General features: G+C 67.4%; 14 protein-coding genes and 2 pseudogenes. 12 read left to right on the forward strand and 4 right to left on the reverse strand.

The window, feature by feature from the left end; genetic code table 11:
- The first annotated feature begins 98 nt into the window (after positions 1-98).
- The 12 genes and pseudogenes from RN629_RS12870 to RN629_RS12925 all read left to right on the forward strand — a co-directional run bounded on the left by RN629_RS12870 (position 99) and on the right by RN629_RS12925 (position 9,961).
- Positions 99-524: an organic hydroperoxide resistance protein gene (locus tag RN629_RS12870; protein WP_407035541.1), complete on the forward strand. Its 426-nt coding sequence runs from the start codon at positions 99-101 to the stop codon at positions 522-524.
- 86 nt (positions 525-610) lie between these two features.
- Positions 611-1,120: a lactoylglutathione lyase gene (gloA, locus tag RN629_RS12875; protein WP_407035542.1), complete on the forward strand. Its 510-nt coding sequence runs from the start codon at positions 611-613 to the stop codon at positions 1,118-1,120.
- 159 nt (positions 1,121-1,279) lie between these two features.
- Positions 1,280-2,725 carry a methyl-accepting chemotaxis protein gene (locus tag RN629_RS12880; RefSeq protein WP_407035543.1) on the forward strand — a complete coding sequence of 482 codons (1,446 nt, stop codon included), beginning with the start codon at positions 1,280-1,282 and terminating at the stop codon, positions 2,723-2,725.
- Between the two features lie 85 nt (positions 2,726-2,810).
- Entirely contained in the window at positions 2,811-3,083 is a 273-nt protein-coding gene (locus RN629_RS12885; protein ID WP_407035544.1) for an STAS domain-containing protein, read from the forward strand.
- A gap of 13 nt (positions 3,084-3,096) precedes the next feature.
- Positions 3,097-5,284 (forward strand): annotated as a pseudogene (locus RN629_RS12890) (chemotaxis protein CheA).
- A gap of 71 nt (positions 5,285-5,355) precedes the next feature.
- Positions 5,356-6,138, forward strand: a pseudogene (locus RN629_RS12895) (CheR family methyltransferase); the annotation flags it as partial.
- Positions 6,138-7,151 carry a protein-glutamate methylesterase/protein-glutamine glutaminase gene (locus tag RN629_RS12900; protein ID WP_407035545.1) on the forward strand — a complete coding sequence of 338 codons (1,014 nt, stop codon included), beginning with the start codon at positions 6,138-6,140 and terminating at the stop codon, positions 7,149-7,151. The pseudogene RN629_RS12895 and the gene RN629_RS12900, both read left to right, overlap by 1 nt.
- Positions 7,148-7,717 carry a chemotaxis protein CheD gene (locus RN629_RS12905; RefSeq protein WP_407035546.1) on the forward strand — a complete coding sequence of 190 codons (570 nt, stop codon included), beginning with the start codon at positions 7,148-7,150 and terminating at the stop codon, positions 7,715-7,717. Before RN629_RS12900 ends, RN629_RS12905 begins: the two co-directional genes overlap by 4 nt.
- Positions 7,718-7,746: 29 nt before the next feature.
- Positions 7,747-8,124 (forward strand): response regulator, encoded by a 378-nt coding sequence (locus RN629_RS12910; RefSeq protein WP_407035547.1) that lies wholly within the window; start codon positions 7,747-7,749, stop codon positions 8,122-8,124.
- Between the two features lie 28 nt (positions 8,125-8,152).
- Complete coding sequence (locus tag RN629_RS12915) at positions 8,153-8,596, forward strand: chemotaxis protein CheW (RefSeq protein ID WP_407035548.1); 444 nt, start codon at positions 8,153-8,155, stop codon at positions 8,594-8,596.
- Positions 8,597-8,646: 50 nt separating this feature from the next.
- The gene (locus RN629_RS12920; RefSeq protein ID WP_407035549.1) at positions 8,647-9,660 is read left to right on the forward strand and encodes a chemotaxis protein CheB; all 1,014 of its coding nucleotides are present in this window, start codon (positions 8,647-8,649) and stop codon (positions 9,658-9,660) included.
- A 16-nt stretch (positions 9,661-9,676) separates the two neighbouring features.
- A complete protein-coding gene (locus tag RN629_RS12925; protein WP_407035550.1) occupies positions 9,677-9,961 on the forward strand; it encodes a hypothetical protein in 285 nt (94 codons plus the stop codon).
- Positions 9,962-9,967: 6 nt separating this feature from the next.
- On the opposite strand, the gene RN629_RS12930 is transcribed toward RN629_RS12925, so the two are convergent.
- The 4 genes from RN629_RS12930 to RN629_RS12945 all read right to left on the reverse strand — a co-directional run bounded on the left by RN629_RS12930 (position 9,968) and on the right by RN629_RS12945 (position 16,928).
- Complete coding sequence (locus tag RN629_RS12930) at positions 9,968-10,423, reverse strand: transcriptional regulator (RefSeq protein WP_407035551.1); 456 nt, start codon at positions 10,421-10,423, stop codon at positions 9,968-9,970.
- 246 nt (positions 10,424-10,669) lie between these two features.
- Complete coding sequence (locus tag RN629_RS12935; protein WP_407035552.1) at positions 10,670-13,471, reverse strand: TonB-dependent receptor; 2,802 nt, start codon at positions 13,469-13,471, stop codon at positions 10,670-10,672.
- 300 nt (positions 13,472-13,771) lie between these two features.
- A complete protein-coding gene (locus RN629_RS12940) occupies positions 13,772-14,584 on the reverse strand; it encodes a ferredoxin--NADP reductase (protein WP_407035553.1) in 813 nt (270 codons plus the stop codon).
- Between the two features lie 85 nt (positions 14,585-14,669).
- Positions 14,670-16,928, reverse strand: a complete 2,259-nt coding sequence (locus tag RN629_RS12945; RefSeq protein ID WP_407035554.1) for a TonB-dependent siderophore receptor — start codon at positions 16,926-16,928, stop codon at positions 14,670-14,672.
- Between the last annotated feature and the right edge of the window lie 272 nt (positions 16,929-17,200).

Here is a 17,200-nt window from a genome sequence, read left to right on the forward strand (position 1 = left end):
GATCGTCGCGATCCCGCCCGCGCGCGGCACCGGCGATGGAACGACGGCGGCTGTCCCGCGATTGTGCCCCCGACGGATATCATCATGGGAGAGCCGATATGGGCGTGCATGCCATCTACAAGACCCGAGCCACCGCAACCGGCGGTCGTGACGGCGCCTCGCGGTCGGAAGACGGTTCGGTCGACGTCAAGCTGGTCGTCCCGAAGGAGATGGGCGGCCCCGGCGGCGAGGGCACCAACCCCGAAACCCTGTTCGCGGCGGGATATTCCGCCTGTTTCCTCGGCGCGATGAAGGCGGTGTCAGGCAAGGAGGGGGTGCGCGTGCCGCCGGACGCGACCGTCACCGCCGAGGTGGGCATCGGCCAGCGCGACGAGGGCGGCTATGGCATCACCGTCGACCTGCTGGTCGATCTTCCCGGCGTCGATCGCGCCGATGGCGAGCGGCTGGTCCAGGCCGCCCATCAGGTCTGCCCCTATTCCAACGCGACCCGCAACAATGTGGATGTCGGCCTGACACTCGCCTGATACGGCGTCGCGTTCGGTTTCACCGATGGCCCTCCGCCCCGTTTCACGGGCGGGGGGCCATGTCCGTTCCAGTCAGGAGTTGATCCATGCCCCGGCCAACCGGCACCGAGTCCTTCGTGCTCAACCAGACGATGCTGCGCATCCGCGATCCCAAGCCTTCGCTCGCCTTTTACCAGGACGTGCTGGGCATGACCCTGTTGCAGCGCCTCGATTTCGAGGAGATGCGATTCTCGCTCTATTTCCTGGCGTATCTGGCGGATGGCGAGGCGATTCCCGAGGATCCCGCCGAACGCGCAAAGTTTATTTTCAACCGCGAAACCACGCTGGAACTGACCCATAATTGGGGCACCGAGTCCGATCCCGATTTCCAGGGCTATCACAACGGCAATACCGAGCCGCGCGGCTTCGGCCATCTCGGCATCAGCGTCGCGGACGTTACGGAAGCCTGCGCCCGCTTCGAATCGCTGGGCGTGCCGTTCAAGAAAAAGCCGCAGGACGGCAAGATGAAGGACATCGCCTTCATCACCGACCCCGATGGCTATTGGATCGAAATCCTATCCACAATGGGCATGTTGAAAAGCCTGTCCGATCATTGATCCGATAAAACCTTTCCGTGGAACAGGCTCGACCCGAAACCCGATCTTTACGCATCTGACCATAATGGACAGATATGCAGAAAGATCAGCACCCGCCCGATCGATCTGCCTCCCCTGTCGCGGGCGTGGCCCGCAAGGTCGATGGAAGGGTTTCGGATCATGTTTTCCTGGTTTGCCAGAGCGGCGCCGATACGTACCAAGTTCGATGTTCTGACGCTGCTCTATGGCGGCCTGGCCGCCGGTGGACTGGCCACGACGATCGCGGCGCAGGGCCACCTCGCGCCGACCGCGCCGGTCATCGCCGCAACCGGTCTGCTGGTGCTGACGCTGATCGTGGCGAGCGTCAGTCGTTCACTGATTTGCAACCCCTATGTGACCAGTGTCGCCAGCATGGAAAAGCTGGCGGCTGGAGATTTGGACAATGTCGTCCTGCTGGACGACTATAGCGACTGCATTGGTCGCATGTCCAAGGCCGTGCAGGTCTTTCGCCGCAACGCCGCGGACGTGCGCCAGGCATCCGAAGCCCAGCAGGTCGTGGTCACGGCGCTGGGCAAGGCGCTGGGCGAGCTGGCGCAGGGCAATCTGAGCGAGACGATCCGCACCCCCTTCCCCGCCGATTATGAACAGCTCCGCGCCGACTATAACCGCGCGATCCAGTCGCTGGGCGCGGCGATGGGCAAGGTGGTGGCCGCGACCCGGGGCATCCATGTCGGCGCCAACGACATCCACCAGGCCTCGGATGACCTGTCGCAGCGCACCGAGCAGCAGGCCGCGAGCCTGGAGGAAACCGCCGCCGCGATGGACGAGATCACCTCGACCGTCCGCCAGGCGACCGAAGGGGCCAGACGCGCCAACGACGCCGTGTCGGAGGCCCGCCGCGAGGCCGAGCATTCGGGCACCGTCGTGCGCCGCGCGGTCGAGGCGATGGCCGGCATCGAGCGGGGCTCGTCCGAAATCTCCGAGATCATCAGCGTGATCGACGGCATCGCGTTCCAGACCAATCTGCTCGCGCTCAACGCGGGGGTCGAGGCAGCGCGCGCCGGGGACGCGGGCAGGGGCTTCGCGGTCGTCGCTTCCGAAGTGCGCGCGCTGGCCCAGCGCTCGGCCGACGCCGCCAAGGACGTGAAGGCGCGCATCCTGGCCAGCTCGGAACAGGTGGAGGCGGGCGTGGGGCTGGTCAGCGAGACCGGCCTGGCGCTGGAACGCATCATCGGCCGCATCACCGAGATCAGCGGGCTGGTCGAGCATATCGCGACCTCGGCCGACCGGCAGTCGATCGGCCTGCAGGAGGTGAATATCGCCGTGTCGCAGATGGACGGCGTGACCCAGCAAAATGCCGCGATGGTCGAGCAGGCCACCGCCGCCGCCCGCGCGCTGGCGATCGAAGCCGATGGCCTGGCGCAGGAGATCGCCCGGTTCCGGATCGCCGACGCGGACGGCCCTGCGACGGGCCTGCCCGAGCCGATCGTCCGGGCCGTCGCCGCGCCCGCCACGGCGCAACCGGTCCATGCGTTGCAACGGCGCGCCGCCGCCGCCGGGCACCGTATCGCGCGGGCCGGCCGGGTCGCGCTGGCGGTCAACGAAGACGAATGGACCGAATCATGACGGCGTATCCCGCCACCGCCGCCCGGGCGGGGAGCGACGGCAACGCCCCGCCCTTCCTGTCACGAACGCGCCCCGGAGCCCTGTCTTGACCGCCCACTCACTCGCCCCCGTGCTGGACACCAACGCCGCGCCGCCGCTGCGCCAGGCCCTGCTCGACCTGATCGCGGCGGGGGACACGATCTCGCTCGACGGAGCGCAGGTGGCGCAGGTCGGCCAGGCCTGTCTCCAGGTGCTGGCCAGCGCCCAGGCGACGGCGCTGGCGGCCGCGATCGACTTCGAACTGCGCCACCCGTCCGACGCCCTGTCCGCGATGATCAGCCTGGCGGGGCTGGACGACCTCGTCGCCAACGCCGCCTGAAAGGTCCGTCCCGATGAATCTCGATGAGATCCAGCAGATATTCTTTCAGGAATGCGAGGAAGGGCTGGTCGCGCTGGAGAGCGCCTTCGCCGATCTGAAGCGCGGGCGTCACGACGACGAGACGATCAACACCGTCTTTCGCGCGGTCCATTCGATCAAGGGCGGCGCGGGCGCGTTCGGCCATGAACGGTTGCAGCATTTCTCGCACCATTATGAAACGGTCCTCGACCTGGTCCGCAACGGCACGCTGCCGCTCGGCGAACCGCTGATCGACCTGATCGTCGCCGCCTTCGACACGCTGACCGACCATGTCGCCGCCGCGCGCGGTGAAGGCGCCACACCGTCCGACCAGGCGATGCTCGACCGGCTGGCAGCCGCGGCCGAGGGAAATATCGCCGCCGCCGAGCCGGTGGCCGGGGCTGTCGCGTCCCCGGCGAGGGAGGCCGATCCGGCCCCCGCCGCCGCCCCGCCGCTCGACGATTTCGACGCGCTGTTCGCCATGCTGGAGGAGCCCGCCGCCGCGCCTGCCCCCGCCATGCCCGAATGGATAGTCACCGTGCATCCGGGCCCGCGCGCCTTCGACCATGGGGCCGAGCCGATGCTGGCGCTGCGCGAACTGGCGCGCATGGGATCGCGCACGATCCGCGCCGACCTGTCCGCGCTACCGCAGCTCGACGGGCTGGATGCCGAGCGCGCCTATATCGGCTTCGTGCTCGCGCTGCCGGGCACGGTGAGCGAGGAAGACATCCGGGCGGTCTTCGACTTTGCCGACCCGCAATGTCGCCTGACCATCACCCGCGCCGACATGATCGAGGCCGATCCGGTCGTCGAAACCGTCGAGGCCCCCGCCGCGCCGGTGGTCACGGCCACGCCCATGGCGGCTTCCACGCCCGCCCCGCCCCCAACCACAACGCCGACCCCGACGCCGACCCCGACCCCGACCCCGACCATACCGACCGTGCCGCTGGCCGAGGCCGCCGGCAATCCGCGCGTCGTCGCCGCTGCCGCTCAGACGATCCGCGTCGATCTCGACCGGCTGGACCGGCTGGTCAATCTGGTCGGCGAGCTGGTCATCACCCAGGCGATGCTGGCGCAACGCCTGTCCAAGAACGACATGGGCTCGATCCCCGAGCTGACCGATCTCGACCATCTGACCCGCGAGCTTCAGGATTCGACGATGGCGATCCGCGCGCAGCCGATGAAGACGGTGTTCAGCCGCGTGCCGCGCATCATCCGCGAGCTGGAGGTCGAAACCGGCAAGCGCGTCCGCCTGGAGGTTCAGGGCGAGATGACCGAGGTCGACAAGACCGTGGTCGAGCGCATCGGCGAGCCGCTGACCCACCTCATTCGCAACGCGGTCGACCATGGGCTGGAAACCCCCGCCGATCGCAAGGCGCTGGGCAAGGAGGCCGAGGGCGTCGTCACCCTGTCCGCCGCGCACCAGTCGGGCCGGATCGTCATCACCGTCGCCGATGACGGGCGCGGCATCGACCGCGCACGCGTCCGGGCCAAGGCAATTGAACGCGGCATCATCTCGTCCGAGGCGCAGATGTCGGACGAGGAGATCGACAATCTGATCTTCGCCCCCGGCTTTTCCACCGCCAGCGCCGTCTCCAACATTTCGGGGCGGGGCGTGGGCATGGACGTGGTGCGCAAGAACATCCAGGCGCTCGGCGGCCGCATCGGCATCCAGTCCGAGCTGGGCAAGGGGTCCAGCTTCTCGCTCAGCCTGCCGCTGACGCTCGCGGTGCTGGACGGCATGATCGTCACCGTTGGGGACCAGACCTTCGTCATCCCGCTGACCCATATCGTCGAGAGCCTGCGCCCCGGCATCGACGAGGTCCAGTTCGTCGGCGGCCAGTCGCCGCTGCTCGACGTGCGCGGCACCTATGTCCCGGTCCACCGCGTCGGCGAGCAACTGGGCGTCACGGGCGCGACGCCCCGGCCCGAGGAGGCGGTGCTGATCGTCGTCGAAAGCGACCAGGGCCAGGCGGTGCTGATGGTCGATTCGATCCAGGACCAGCGGCAGGTCGTGGTGAAGAGCCTGGAGGCCAATTACCGCGCCATCCACGGGCTGGCCGGTGCGACCCATCCTGGGCGACGGCCATGTCGCGCTGATCCTCGACGTCGACGCGCTGATCGGCCGCTGGCGGCGCGACGGGCGCGGCCCCGGCCTGCTCATCGAGGACCTGGCCGCGTGACGGCCCTGACCGCCCTGTCCCCGCGTGAGATGGAGTTCGCCTTTTCGGCGTCCGACCACAAGGCGATCGCGGACCTGATCTATCGCGAATCGGGCATCCTGCTGCCCGATACCAAGGCGAAGCTGATCTATGGGCGGCTGGCGCGACGGCTGCGCGCCTGCAATCTCGACAATTTTCCCGACTATCTCGCCCGCATCGCCAATGATGCCGAGGAACGCGCGCGCGCGGTCGACGCGCTGACCACCAACCACACCGCGTTTTTCCGCGAGAACCATCATTTCGAGCATTTCCACCGCGCGCTGTGGCCGGGTTTCGCCGAGCGGCTGGCGGCGGGCGAACGGGTGCGGGTGTGGTCGGCCGCCTGTTCCAGCGGCGAGGAACCCTATTCGCTGATGATGACGATCCTGGGCACCGACAAGGTGGCGGCGGAAAGGCTGGCGCACCAGGATTTCCGCGTGCTGGCCACCGACCTGTCGCCCCGCGTCATCGCCACCGCCCGCGCGGCGCGCTATCCGCTCGACACCACGCGCGCGCTGCCCGCCGCGATGCGGGCGGCCTGGTGCCGCCGCGACGGCGACATGGAGGAACTGGCCCCGGTGCTGCGCGCACCGATCGCCTTTCGCGAACTCAATCTGCTGCGCGGCTGGCCGATGAAGCGGCCGTTCGACGTGATCTTCTGTCGCAACGTCATGATCTATTTCGACGAACCGACCAAAGCGCAGTTGCTGGAGCGCTTTGCCGACCAGATGGTCGACGGGGGTATCCTCTATATCGGTCATGCCGAACGCATCCCGCCGGACGTCTCGGCGCGGTTCCGCTGCATCGGCCGCACCGCTTTCCAGAAAGTGTCCTGATGCCCGTCCGCACGCTGATCGTCGACGATTCCCCCTCGATGCGCGCGCTGATCGCCAGCACGTTGAGCCGCGACCCGGAGATTGAGGTGGTGGGCACCGCCAACGGCCCGCTCCAGGCGCGCGAGATGATCAAGGCGCTCGACCCCGACGTGCTAACGCTGGACGTCGAGATGCCGGACATGAACGGCCTCGACTTTCTCGAGCGCGTCATGCGGTTGCGCCCGATGCCTGTGGTCATGCTCTCGACCCTGACCCAGGCGGGGGCGGAGATCAGCATCCGCGCGCTGGAACTGGGCGCGGTCGAATGCTGCGCCAAGCCCGCCGCCGGGATGCTCGACGGCAATCTGGTCGCCACGGTCAAGGCCGCCGCGGGCAGCCGCCGCGTCCGCCTGCGCGATCCCGCCACGCCGCCGACGCCGATGGCCGATTTCACGCCGCGCCCCGGCGCGCTGATCGCGATCGGCGCCTCCACCGGCGGCGTCGAGGCGCTGATCGCGCTGCTCGGCAGCTTTCCCGCCCATTGCCCGCCGACCGTCATCGTGCAGCACATGCCCGCGACCTTCACCACCAGCTTCGCGGCGCGGCTCGACCGGCTGTCCAAGCCCGCGGTCGCCGAAGCGCGGCATGGCCAGCCGCTGGTGCCCGGGCATGTCTATCTCGCGCCCGGCGGCACCCACCATCTGGAGGTCGCGGGCGGCGAGGGTCGGTATCGCGCGCGGCTTATCCCCGACGATCCGACCAGCGGCCACCGCCCGTCGGTCGACCGGCTGTTCCACAGCGTCGCCAGGACGGCGGGCGCGCATGCGGTCGGTGCGATCCTGACCGGCATGGGCCGCGACGGGGCCGACGGGATGCTGGCGATGCGCAATGCGGGCTGCTTCACCATCGGGCAGGATCGCGACAGCTGCGTCGTCTATGGGATGCCCGGCGTCGCGCAGGAGATCGGCGCGGTCACCCGGCAATTGTCGCTGGGCCGGATCGCGCCGGCCCTGATCGAACGGTGCCGCGCATGACCATGCTGAACCCGATGGCGCCGCGCGACGGCCTGCGACGGATCACCGTCATCCAGGGCGAGACGCGCGTGTCGCGCGACCGGGATGTCGTGCTGACCACGGTCCTGGGCAGCTGCATCTCGGCCTGTCTCTACGATCCGGTCGCGGGCATAGGCGGCTTGAACCATTTCCTGCTCGCCGAGCCCGGCGCGGCGGAAACCGATCCTAAATCCATGCAGCGTTATGGTGTGTACGCCATGGAAGTCCTGATCAACGCGATGATGGCGCTTGGCGCGCAGCGGCACAGCCTGAAGGCCAGGCTGTTCGGCGGCGCGATGATGCGCGACGGCTTTCGCGACATCGGGGCCGCCAATGCCCGGTTCGCGCGCAAATTCCTGGCCGATGAGCGCATCGCGCTGGTGGGCGAGGATGTCGGCGGCATGAGCGCACGCCGGGTCGAGTTCCGCCCGGCGCTGGGCCTGGCACGATGCCGGCACGTCACCGACCGGGTGCCGCCGCCGCCGCGTATCGCCCGTCCCACGCTTCCGCCTCCCGCCGCCTCGACCGGCGACGTGGAATTTTTCTGACAGCCCGCGATTCCTTGAAAGGCCAATGCGTGTCCCAAATCATCATGACCGTGGACGATTCGCCCAGCATGAGAATGCTTCTGCGCGCCGCGCTCACCGATATGGGATATCGGGTGCTGGAGGCCGAGGACGGTGTGCACGCGCTGGACACGCTGGACACGGTGACGCCCGATGCCGCGCCGGATCTCGTCATCACCGACATCAACATGCCGCGCATGGACGGCTTCGGCCTGATCGAGGCGCTGCGCCGTCAGCCGGGGCACCGCAACCTGCCGATCCTGGTGTTGACGACCGAAAGCTCCGACGAGAAGAAGGCGCGGGCGCGGGACGCCGGGGCGACCGGCTGGATCGTCAAACCCTTCAACCCCGAAAAGCTGGCCGCGGCGATCCGTCGCGTGCTGCATTAACCCCACCCCGGCCCGAGGAAACCCGACCATGTCGCGTCAGCTCATCACCTTCCAGCTCGGCGACCAGATACTGGGCGTCGACATCATGGCCATCCGCGAAATCCGCGCCTGGTCGCCCGCCACCCCGCTGCCCAACGTGCCCGCGCATGTGCGCGGCGTGGTGAATCTGCGCGGCATCGTTCTGCCGGTCCTCGACCTGCGTCATCGCCTGGGCTGGGGCGTCACCGATCCCAGCGCGCGCCATGTCATCATCGTGGTGCGGATCGGCGAGCAGTTGCAGGGCCTGATCGTCGATGCGGTCAACGACATCGTCACCGTGCCGCCCGAAGCGATGCAGCCGCTGCCCGACATGGGCGAGGCGACGGCGGCGCATTATCTCGAGGGTCTGGCGACGATCGACCAGCGGCTGATCCTGATCCTGGCGCTGGAGCGCCTGTCCGATAATATTGCCACGACGGCCGAGGCGGCCTGATCCCCCTCCAGTAAGACGTAACGGCGTACAGGTTACGGAAGGTAAGTGTAATGGCGGATGTGAAAGTTCTTGTCGTCGACGACTCGCTGACCATGCGGGTCCTGATCTCGGGCGCGCTGGAACGGATCAAGGGCGTATGCGTCGTCGGCGCCGCCGACGGCGCGGCGGAAGCCCGCGAGATGGTCCAGAAATATCGGCCCGAGGTGATGACGCTGGACGTCGAGATGCCGGGCATGAGCGGCCTCGATTATCTGGCGGAGATCATGGAGGAGCGGCCGATGCCGGTCATCATGTTCTCCACCCGCACCGCCGCCGGCGCCGCCGATTCGATCGAGGCGCTGCGCCTGGGCGCGATCGACTGTTTCCCCAAGCCCAAGGTCGCGGTGCAGTCCGAACTGGATGCGATCATCAGCCGCCTGGGCAAGCGCATCAAGTCGGCGCGCAACGCGCATCTGAAGCGCACGATCGCGGGCACCGCCGCCCCGGTCAGGAAGATGCCGCCCGCGCCGATCGACTGGAACGGCCGCCTGCTCGCCATCGGCGCCGATGCCGCCAACACCCAGGCGCTGTTCGACCTGTTCCAGGATTTCCCCGCCAATGGCCCGCCGACGCTGGTGGTGCAGCAGATGAGCGCCGGGCTGCTAACCCCGATGATCGAGCAGTTGCGCGAACGGATCGCGCCCAGGCTGGTCGAGGCGACCGACGGCATGGCGATCGAGCAGGGCACCATCTATTTCGCGCCGCAGGGCGAGACCCATATGGTCGTCGATCGCTGGCCCGAAGGCACGATCCGCCTGCTGGCGCGCGAGCCCGTGTCGGGCGAGCGGCCGTCCATCTCGCTGCTGTTCGCCTCGGTCGCCAAGGCGGCCGGGATCAACGGCCTGGGCGTGTTGCTGGCGCTGGACGAGGAGGACGGCGCGGCCGGGCTGCGCGCGATGCTCGCGGGTGGGGCCTATGCGATCGGCCGCAACGAGGGGCAGTTCATCCTGTCGCGCGGTGCGGTGTCACAGCCGGTGGCGCCCGACGCGATGGCCGCCAACATCCTCAAATTGTGCAAACGCTAAACCGATGGGGCAGGCGATGGTCATGGACTCCGGGGTCGATCGGCCGCTCGCCGAGGCGCTGGCCGACGAACTGGTCGAACTGACCCGGTCGCTGGCCGAACTGGCCTATGACCTGGGCAGCGACGAGGTCACGTTGCGCCGCCACATGGTCAGCATCCAGTCGATCGACCGGATCACCCAGGCGCAACTGGCCATCGCCGACATCCTGCGGTCGGAGGCACCGGTCGCGGCGCGGATCGACGGCGTGACGCTGGAAACGCTGGCCGCGCGGCTGCGCCAGCGCCTGACCCGCACCCCCTGAGACCGGTCAGGCGGGGGGCCTACCCTCCTGGGCGACGGCGCAGAGCCGGTCGAGGATCGGCCGCAACGTGGTCAGCCATCGCAGCATCGAATCGCGCGCCGTATCGGTCAGGGTCAGCAGGGCGAGCCGCGGGTCGGTCGGATGCGGCGAGCTTTCGAACAATCCCATCGACACCAGCATGTTGATCCAGCGGACCGCCGTGGTCCGCGGTACGCCCGACGCGCGGTAACAGGCGCTGGTTTCCACCACATTCCCCTGTTCCTCTTCCAGATAGACGTACAGCAACATGTCGAAGGCGGGATCGGCAAACAGCGCGGGGTCGAAAAACTGGCCGATCCCCTCGCGCGCGGCACGGATCACCTGGCCGATATCCGCCGGCGTCAACCGGGCGTCGCGATCGGCCCTCACCATCGCTTCGACCGCATGCAATTCGTCATGGATATGACGAAGGCGGTCGGCCAACCCTCTTGGCTCGGGATCCGTCACAACCCCATGGCGATCGTTCATGCGCGCCCCTTTTCATGTCCGCTTTGCCCGCCGGCGCCGCAACGCCGGGGGGTCAGGTGTCCATCTCCATATTCCGCCTGACTGGTCAGGCCGCAACATCAGTGGGGCGAGGATGACACTGATATTACCCTAGGTTAACCAGAAACTTCTCCGAAGCCGTTCCAAAAACGTTCACACGCCATCGAACATACGCGTTTGCGGTCAGAAGACCATCTTGCGGATCGACAGCCGCACCGTCCGGCCGAGCGGGTCGAGATAGCCCGGCTGATAGCCGATCGGCACCGTGCCGGTCGCATCCGTCACCCGCTGGCGCTGGTTGAACAGATTGTCGAACGACAGGCTGACCCGCGTGCCGCGCATCCAGGGATGCGCTCGAACCAGATCGAGCCTTTGCCCCAGATCGGCGAACAGGCGGAAATCGACCGTCGCCAGACTGCCGAAATTCAGCGTCTGCGGATTGGCGAGGGTCCCACCATTGACTCGCGTCGCGCTGCGCCAGTCGGCGGACAGACGAGCCCCCAGCCCGTTGTTGAAATAGCCAAGCTGCCCCTCGAGCTGATGGCGCGAGGTGCCGCCGCTCGCGCCGATCGCATCGCCGCGCAACAGGTCCAGTACCGGGCCGCCATCGGCCACCGTCACCCGGTCGGCGAAGGTCAGCGTGTGATAGAGCGCGAACTGCACGCGCCCGCCGCCACGACCGCCGCCGAAGCCGCCACCGCGGGGACCGCCGCCGCCCGGGCCACGCCCCTCCGCACGCGGACCACCCGGTGCGCCACCGGGGCCAGCCGCTCCCCCGGGACCGCCCGCCCCCCCGCGTCCCGGGAAACGCATTCCCGCGAACGGATTAGGCCCGGTTCCGGCGCGGAACGCCTCGATCTCCTTCTGTATCCTGGACTTGATCGGCCGGGAAAAATTGATCCCCCAACGCAATTGCGACCGCTCGGTGCGCGCGAAGTTGACCGGACGGCTATCGACGCGCAGCAGGTTGCCCGCCCCGTCGCGGATGAAGCGATCGGGGAACGCCGCCTCGATCGCCGCGGTCGGCGTGGGGAAGGAGGCGATCGGATCGTCGGTGCCGATGCGGTAGTAGTTGGCGGTGAGGTTGATGTCGCGCTGCTGCCATGGCTTGACCGTCAGGCCCAGCTTCATGACGTGGCGGCTGTCCTGCACCAGCGCGGGATTGCCGCCGCTGACGGCGGTGATCGTCGCGGTGGTGCCGCGCACATAGTCGAACAGGCGGACATTGGGTGTCGTGATCGTCGGGTTTCCCAGTTGCTGCGCGGTCGGCGCATCCTCCTGATCGGTCCAGCTGGCGATGAAGCGAACGCCGGTCAGCAGCGACCAGTTGGCCCCATAGCCGATGGTGGTCAGCGTGCCGAAATCCGACAGATGATCCGCCCCGGCATTCACGTTGAGCGACAGGTCGCCGATCGCGCCCAGCACCGACCGGTCGCGATTGGCGATGGGGAAGTCCAGATTGACCTGACCGTTGACGATGTCGCGCGCCACATCGCCATATTGCACCAGCCCGAACCGGGTCGAACGGCTGGAGAAATCACTGGTCTGCCCGCCCAGCTTGACGCTGGCCTGCACATCGCCGGCCGGCAGCGCGAAGACGCGGCCATTGAGCAGCGCGTCGATCTCCCCCGACGACGCGGTCGACCGCGCGAAGTTGCGCGCGGCGGGGGTCAGCCCGTCGAGCGGACCATAGGGGTTGGCGGTCGGGTCATTGGCGTTGAGCCGCGCCTGAAGGCTCGCGACGTCCATCCCGGTATCGGTCGCGACGCGGCTTTCGGTACGGTCATACGCGCCGGTCAGGGACCAACGCCACTTGCCCAGATCGCCGTTGAACGCGGTGCCCAGATGCGCGGTCAGCCCGGTATTGTCCTGGGTCAGCGGGCCATAGGCGTCGGTCAGGCGGCCGATCGTCGCCGGGCTGGCAAAGGGCGAGAAGCCGTTGCCGACGGGCAGCGTCAGATTGGCCGAGGGCAGGCCGTTCCAGCTATGGCTCTGCGTCGTCTGCACCTGCGCATTGAACGACGCGCCGACATTGCCGAACAGATTGCGCGCATAGACGATGTTCGCGCCGAATTGGCGCTGCGCCGATTGCAGCGTGCGATAGGGGGTGACGTCGGTGCTGTTCGCCGGCGTGCCCGCCAGTTGCGCCAGCGTCGGCGCGCCGGTCAGCCCGCCCGGCACCCCGACCATGCTGGGGCTGGTGCCGGTCAGCGCGGCGAGGCCGGGATCGGCGGTGACGAGATTGCCGCCCAGCGCGGCGGAGGAGCCGGGCGCCCGGATATCGCGCTGCGCCTCGGTCAGGCGGCCGCTTTCCTGATAATCGGCGTGCAGGCTCAGCCTTTTGTCGCGGCGAATGCCCAGCCAGTCGAACCGTCCCTGCCCCATCGGGGCATCGCCCTGCGTCGTGACCCGGCCGATCGCCTCGGTCGTCAGCGCGCGGAATCGCGGGCGCAGGACGAAATTGACGACCTTCTGATCGGGGCGATAGCCATATTTGAGCGATACCTCCTCGGGCAGGATATCAACGCGCAGGATCGCCTCGGTCGGCAGGTCGCGGATTTCCTGAAAGCCCGAAATACGCCGCCCGTTGAGCAGGATGACGGGCGACCCGCCGCGCCCGCTGGTCGTCTGCGGCGCAAGTTCGGTCAGCAGGTCGGCGACGCTGGACACGCCATAGGATCGGATATCGGCGGGGCTGAGCTGCTGGTCGGGGGGAATGTCGCCGGGCACCTTGCCGGGTTCGCGCCGCGCGGTGACGACGACATCGCCCTGCCCCGCATCCTCATCCTCAGGCTCGGCCTGCGGGGCGGCCTGTGGCCTGGCCGCGGGCGGAGGCACCGGCACCGCCTGCGCGGGAGCAGGCGCGACCTCGGCGCGGGGGGTGGATGACAGCGGCGCGGTGTCGGACGACGGCGGCGCGCTCACCTGCGCCTGCGCGATGACCGGCATCGCACTCGCCAGCATCAAACCCGCCCAAAGCCGCATCGTCGTCCCTCATCCCTTGATCCCAGCTGCGGGGTTAGGACGCAAATGTCGCACAAATGTGCCGCAGAGGCGGGCGAATGTCGCGAAGATGAGGTGCAGGGGTGATGAGAGAAGTTCCGCAAACATCGCGTGGGCGCCCAAGCTAGGGCACGGCGCAGCCTGTCGCGCGGCGACACGAAAAGGGGAGGCATCGGCGATCGGTTCGCCCATGCCTCCCCCCATTCTGTCGCAACGCTCGCTCACCATCCGGGCTGTTGACCCCGGCCTTTGCCGGCATGGCCCCGATGCTGAGGTCGGCGATCAGCCCGCAAAGGCCTTTTCGATCACATAGGCACCCGGCTGCGCATTGGAGCCCTCGGGGAAGCCCATATCTTCGAACATGGCGCCCAGCGACTTGATCATGTCCATGCTGCCGCACATCATGATCCGGTCGGTCTCGGGGTTGAAGCCATGCGCGCTGGGCAGCCCGGCGAACAACCGGCCATCCTCGATCAGCGCGTCGATGCGCCCGGTGGTATGGAACGGCTCCCGCGTGACGGTGGGCACGTAGTGAAACTTCACTGCCGCGATATCGCCAACCAGGGGATCGTAGGCCAGCTTGCCCGCCAGTTCGTCATGGAACGCCAGGTCGCTGACCCGGCGGACCGAGTGGACGATGACGACCTCGTCGAACAGGTCATAGATGTCCGGGTCGCGCGCCACCGACAGGAACGGGGCCAGGCCCGTGCCGGTCGACAGCATGAACAGCCGCTTGCCCGGCAGCAACGCATCGGCGACCAGCGTGCCGGTCGGCTTGCGCCCCAGATAGATCTGGCTGCCCGGCCGCACCTTTTGCAGCTTGCTGGTCAGCGGGCCATCCTGCACCTTGATCGACAGGAAATCGAGTTTCTCGTCATAGCAGGGGCTGGCCACCGAATAGGCGCGGAGCAGCGGCTTGCCATTGTCGCCCATCAGGCCGATCATCACGAACTCGCCCGACCGGAAGCGGAAGCTGTCGGGGCGCGAGATCGAGAAGGAGAAGAGATGCTCGTTCCAGTGATGAACGCTCTGGACCGTCTCGACGCTCAGGGCGGCGGTCGGGGTCAATTCGGGCAGCACGGTATCGGTCGACAAACCTCAAAACTCCTTTGTGTCCGCCGCCCGGCCAGGCAGGCGGCGGGACGGGGGATCACGTCTTTTCGATGAATCGGATGCGCCCTTACCAAGAATAGCGCAGGCTGCCTACAAAGGTCCGCGATGCCCCGTAATAGCAGCCATTGTTGAAGAAACAGCTGGTGATATGCCGCTTGTCGAACAGGTTGGCGACATTGGCGGTCAGGCTCAGCCCCTCCATCGCCGGACTGGCCCGGCCAAGATCATAGCCCAGCATCAGGTCGGCCAGCCAGTAATCGGGTGAGGCAAAGCGCCGGACGACGGTCTTTCCCGCCGCGACCGTGGTCGCGGTGCCATCCGATTCCCCGACATAGCGCACACCGGCCCCCAGGCTCAGCCCGCCGAGCCCCCCGGCCATGCCCGCCTTGCCCAGGTCATAGGACAGGAAGCTCGATGCGCTCCACTGCGGCACGCCCAGCGGCCGTGTGCCGGTGACGCCGCTCATCTGGTCGCCGGTGCCGACCACCGGCGTCCCCTGCCGCACGCGCGGATCGTTATAGGTGGCGGCCACCACCAGGTCGAAACCGGGCGACAGCGTGCCGCGCCCGTCCAGCTCGATGCCGCGGATCGACACCTCGCCGATCTGCACCTGCGCGTTGCCGGGGATGTTGCCGGTGCCGGCGCGAGGATCGGCGACCGGGGTATTGCGCCGCCGGAGGTCGAACGCGGACAGGGTGAACAGCGCGGTCGTGCCGGGCGGCTGATATTTCAGGCCCGCCTCATATTGGCGACCGGTGACGGGAGTGAAGGCGCGCCCGTCCCAGGTGGTCCCCGCCTGCGGCTCGAAGCTTTCCGAATAGCTGACGAAGGGGGAGAGGCCGATCCTGGTCTCGTACAACGCGCCCAGGCGGGTCGTGAAGGCGGTCTGGCTCAGCCGGCTGACCGTGTTGGTGTTCAGATTCTGCGCGGTCTGGTTATAGCTGTCCCAGCGTCCGCTCGCGATCAGTTGCAGCCTGCCGATCGCGATCTGGTCCTGCAGATACAGGCCGACCTGGTCGCGCTTGGTGTAATTGTGCGTCTGCGAGGGATAGAAGGTGGGCAAAGGCACGCCATAGACCGGCGCGAACAGGTTGAGATCGGGGATGTTGATCGCCGGATTGGCGTTCTGGCCGGTATAGAATCCCTGATAATTCTCGCCGCGATTATATTGCCAGTCGATCCCCGCCAGGACCGTGTGCGACAAGGGCCCGGTATCGACCTTGCCGACCAAATGATTGTCGACGGTGAAGGTCTGGAACGCCTCGTCCGATCCACCGCCCCCGCGCCGCAGGGTCGAAAAATCGCTATTGGCATTGGCGCCGGTGCCGCGCGTCACATAGCCCGAGCCATAGATCTGGCGATAATGCAGGTCGACCGCCAGATAGCGGGCATTGACCGTCCAGCTCAGCCGGTCGGACAGGTCGTGGCGGAACAGGATCGTCGCCGATTTCTGCGTCCGGTCGAACGCCTCATAGGACGGCTCGGACGTGTTGAAATCGACCGGCAGCACCCCGAACGGATTGGGCAGCGCCGAGCCATAGACCGGGACGCCGCTATAGGACGCCGATTCCGGGTCGCGCTGGTAATTGAGGATCAGGGTCACGCTGGTCGCGCGATCGGGCGCGAAGGTCAGCATCGGGCGCGCATAATAGCGGCGATTGGCGGTATCGCGGATGAAGCCATCCGATTCCTCCGCCCCCGCGATCATGCGGAACAGCCAGTGATTGTCGGCGTCCAGCGGCTGATTCACGTCGATGCTCGAGCGCAGCAGCGCGTAATTGCCGGTGGCCAGCTCGATCCGGCCCCCCGCGCCCGCATAAGGCAGCTTGCTGGTCAGGTTGATGAGGCCGCCCGGCGTACCCGAACCATAGGTAACGCCCGCCGGGCCCTTCACCACATCGACCGATTCGACCAAATGGAAGTCGATCTGCGGACTGGCATAGACGCCGCCGAGCAGCCGCATCCCGTCCATGAAGATGCCGGGCTGGAACCCGCGCAGGAACAACTGGTCGTATCGCGTCGCCACATTGCCGCGCTGGTTCGGCGCGACGCCCGCGATATAGCCCAGCGCCTGGTTGATCGACAGCGCGTTGCGGCGGGTCAGTTCCTCCTGACCGATCACCGCGATCGACTGCGGCGTGGCGATCAGCGGCACATCGGTCTTGGTGCCGGACGCCGCGCTCCGCTTTTCCCGCTCACCCTGCACGACGATCTCCTCGCTGCGCACACGCTGCGGCTCGGCGCCATCGTCCCCCACCATGACCGGCGCCATGACCGGGGCCGACAAGGCGAGCGCCGGTGCGGCCGTTCCCAGGAGGGCGCCCACGGAACAGGCCGAAAACAGTGTGTTGCGAAACCCCCGCATATTTTCCCTAACCATGCTATTGATAGTGACTCTCAAATGCTGCTATAAGGCGTCGGTCGATTTGACAAGGGGAAAGCCGGGGTGGCCTCACGCCAAGCCATTGAAGCCCACATTCTCCAAGTAAGTCGCTGATTTCGCTGTCGTAATCGTGATATTTCGCATATAAATCATGGCGTTGACGGCTGCGAGGGGCGCGTTTCATGGATCACCTGGAGGGTGCGGGCTTGGCGCGG

This window comes from Facivitalis istanbulensis, assembly GCF_040560405.1.
GTDB classification, from domain to species: Bacteria; Pseudomonadota; Alphaproteobacteria; order Sphingomonadales; family Sphingomonadaceae; genus Sphingomonas; species Sphingomonas istanbulensis.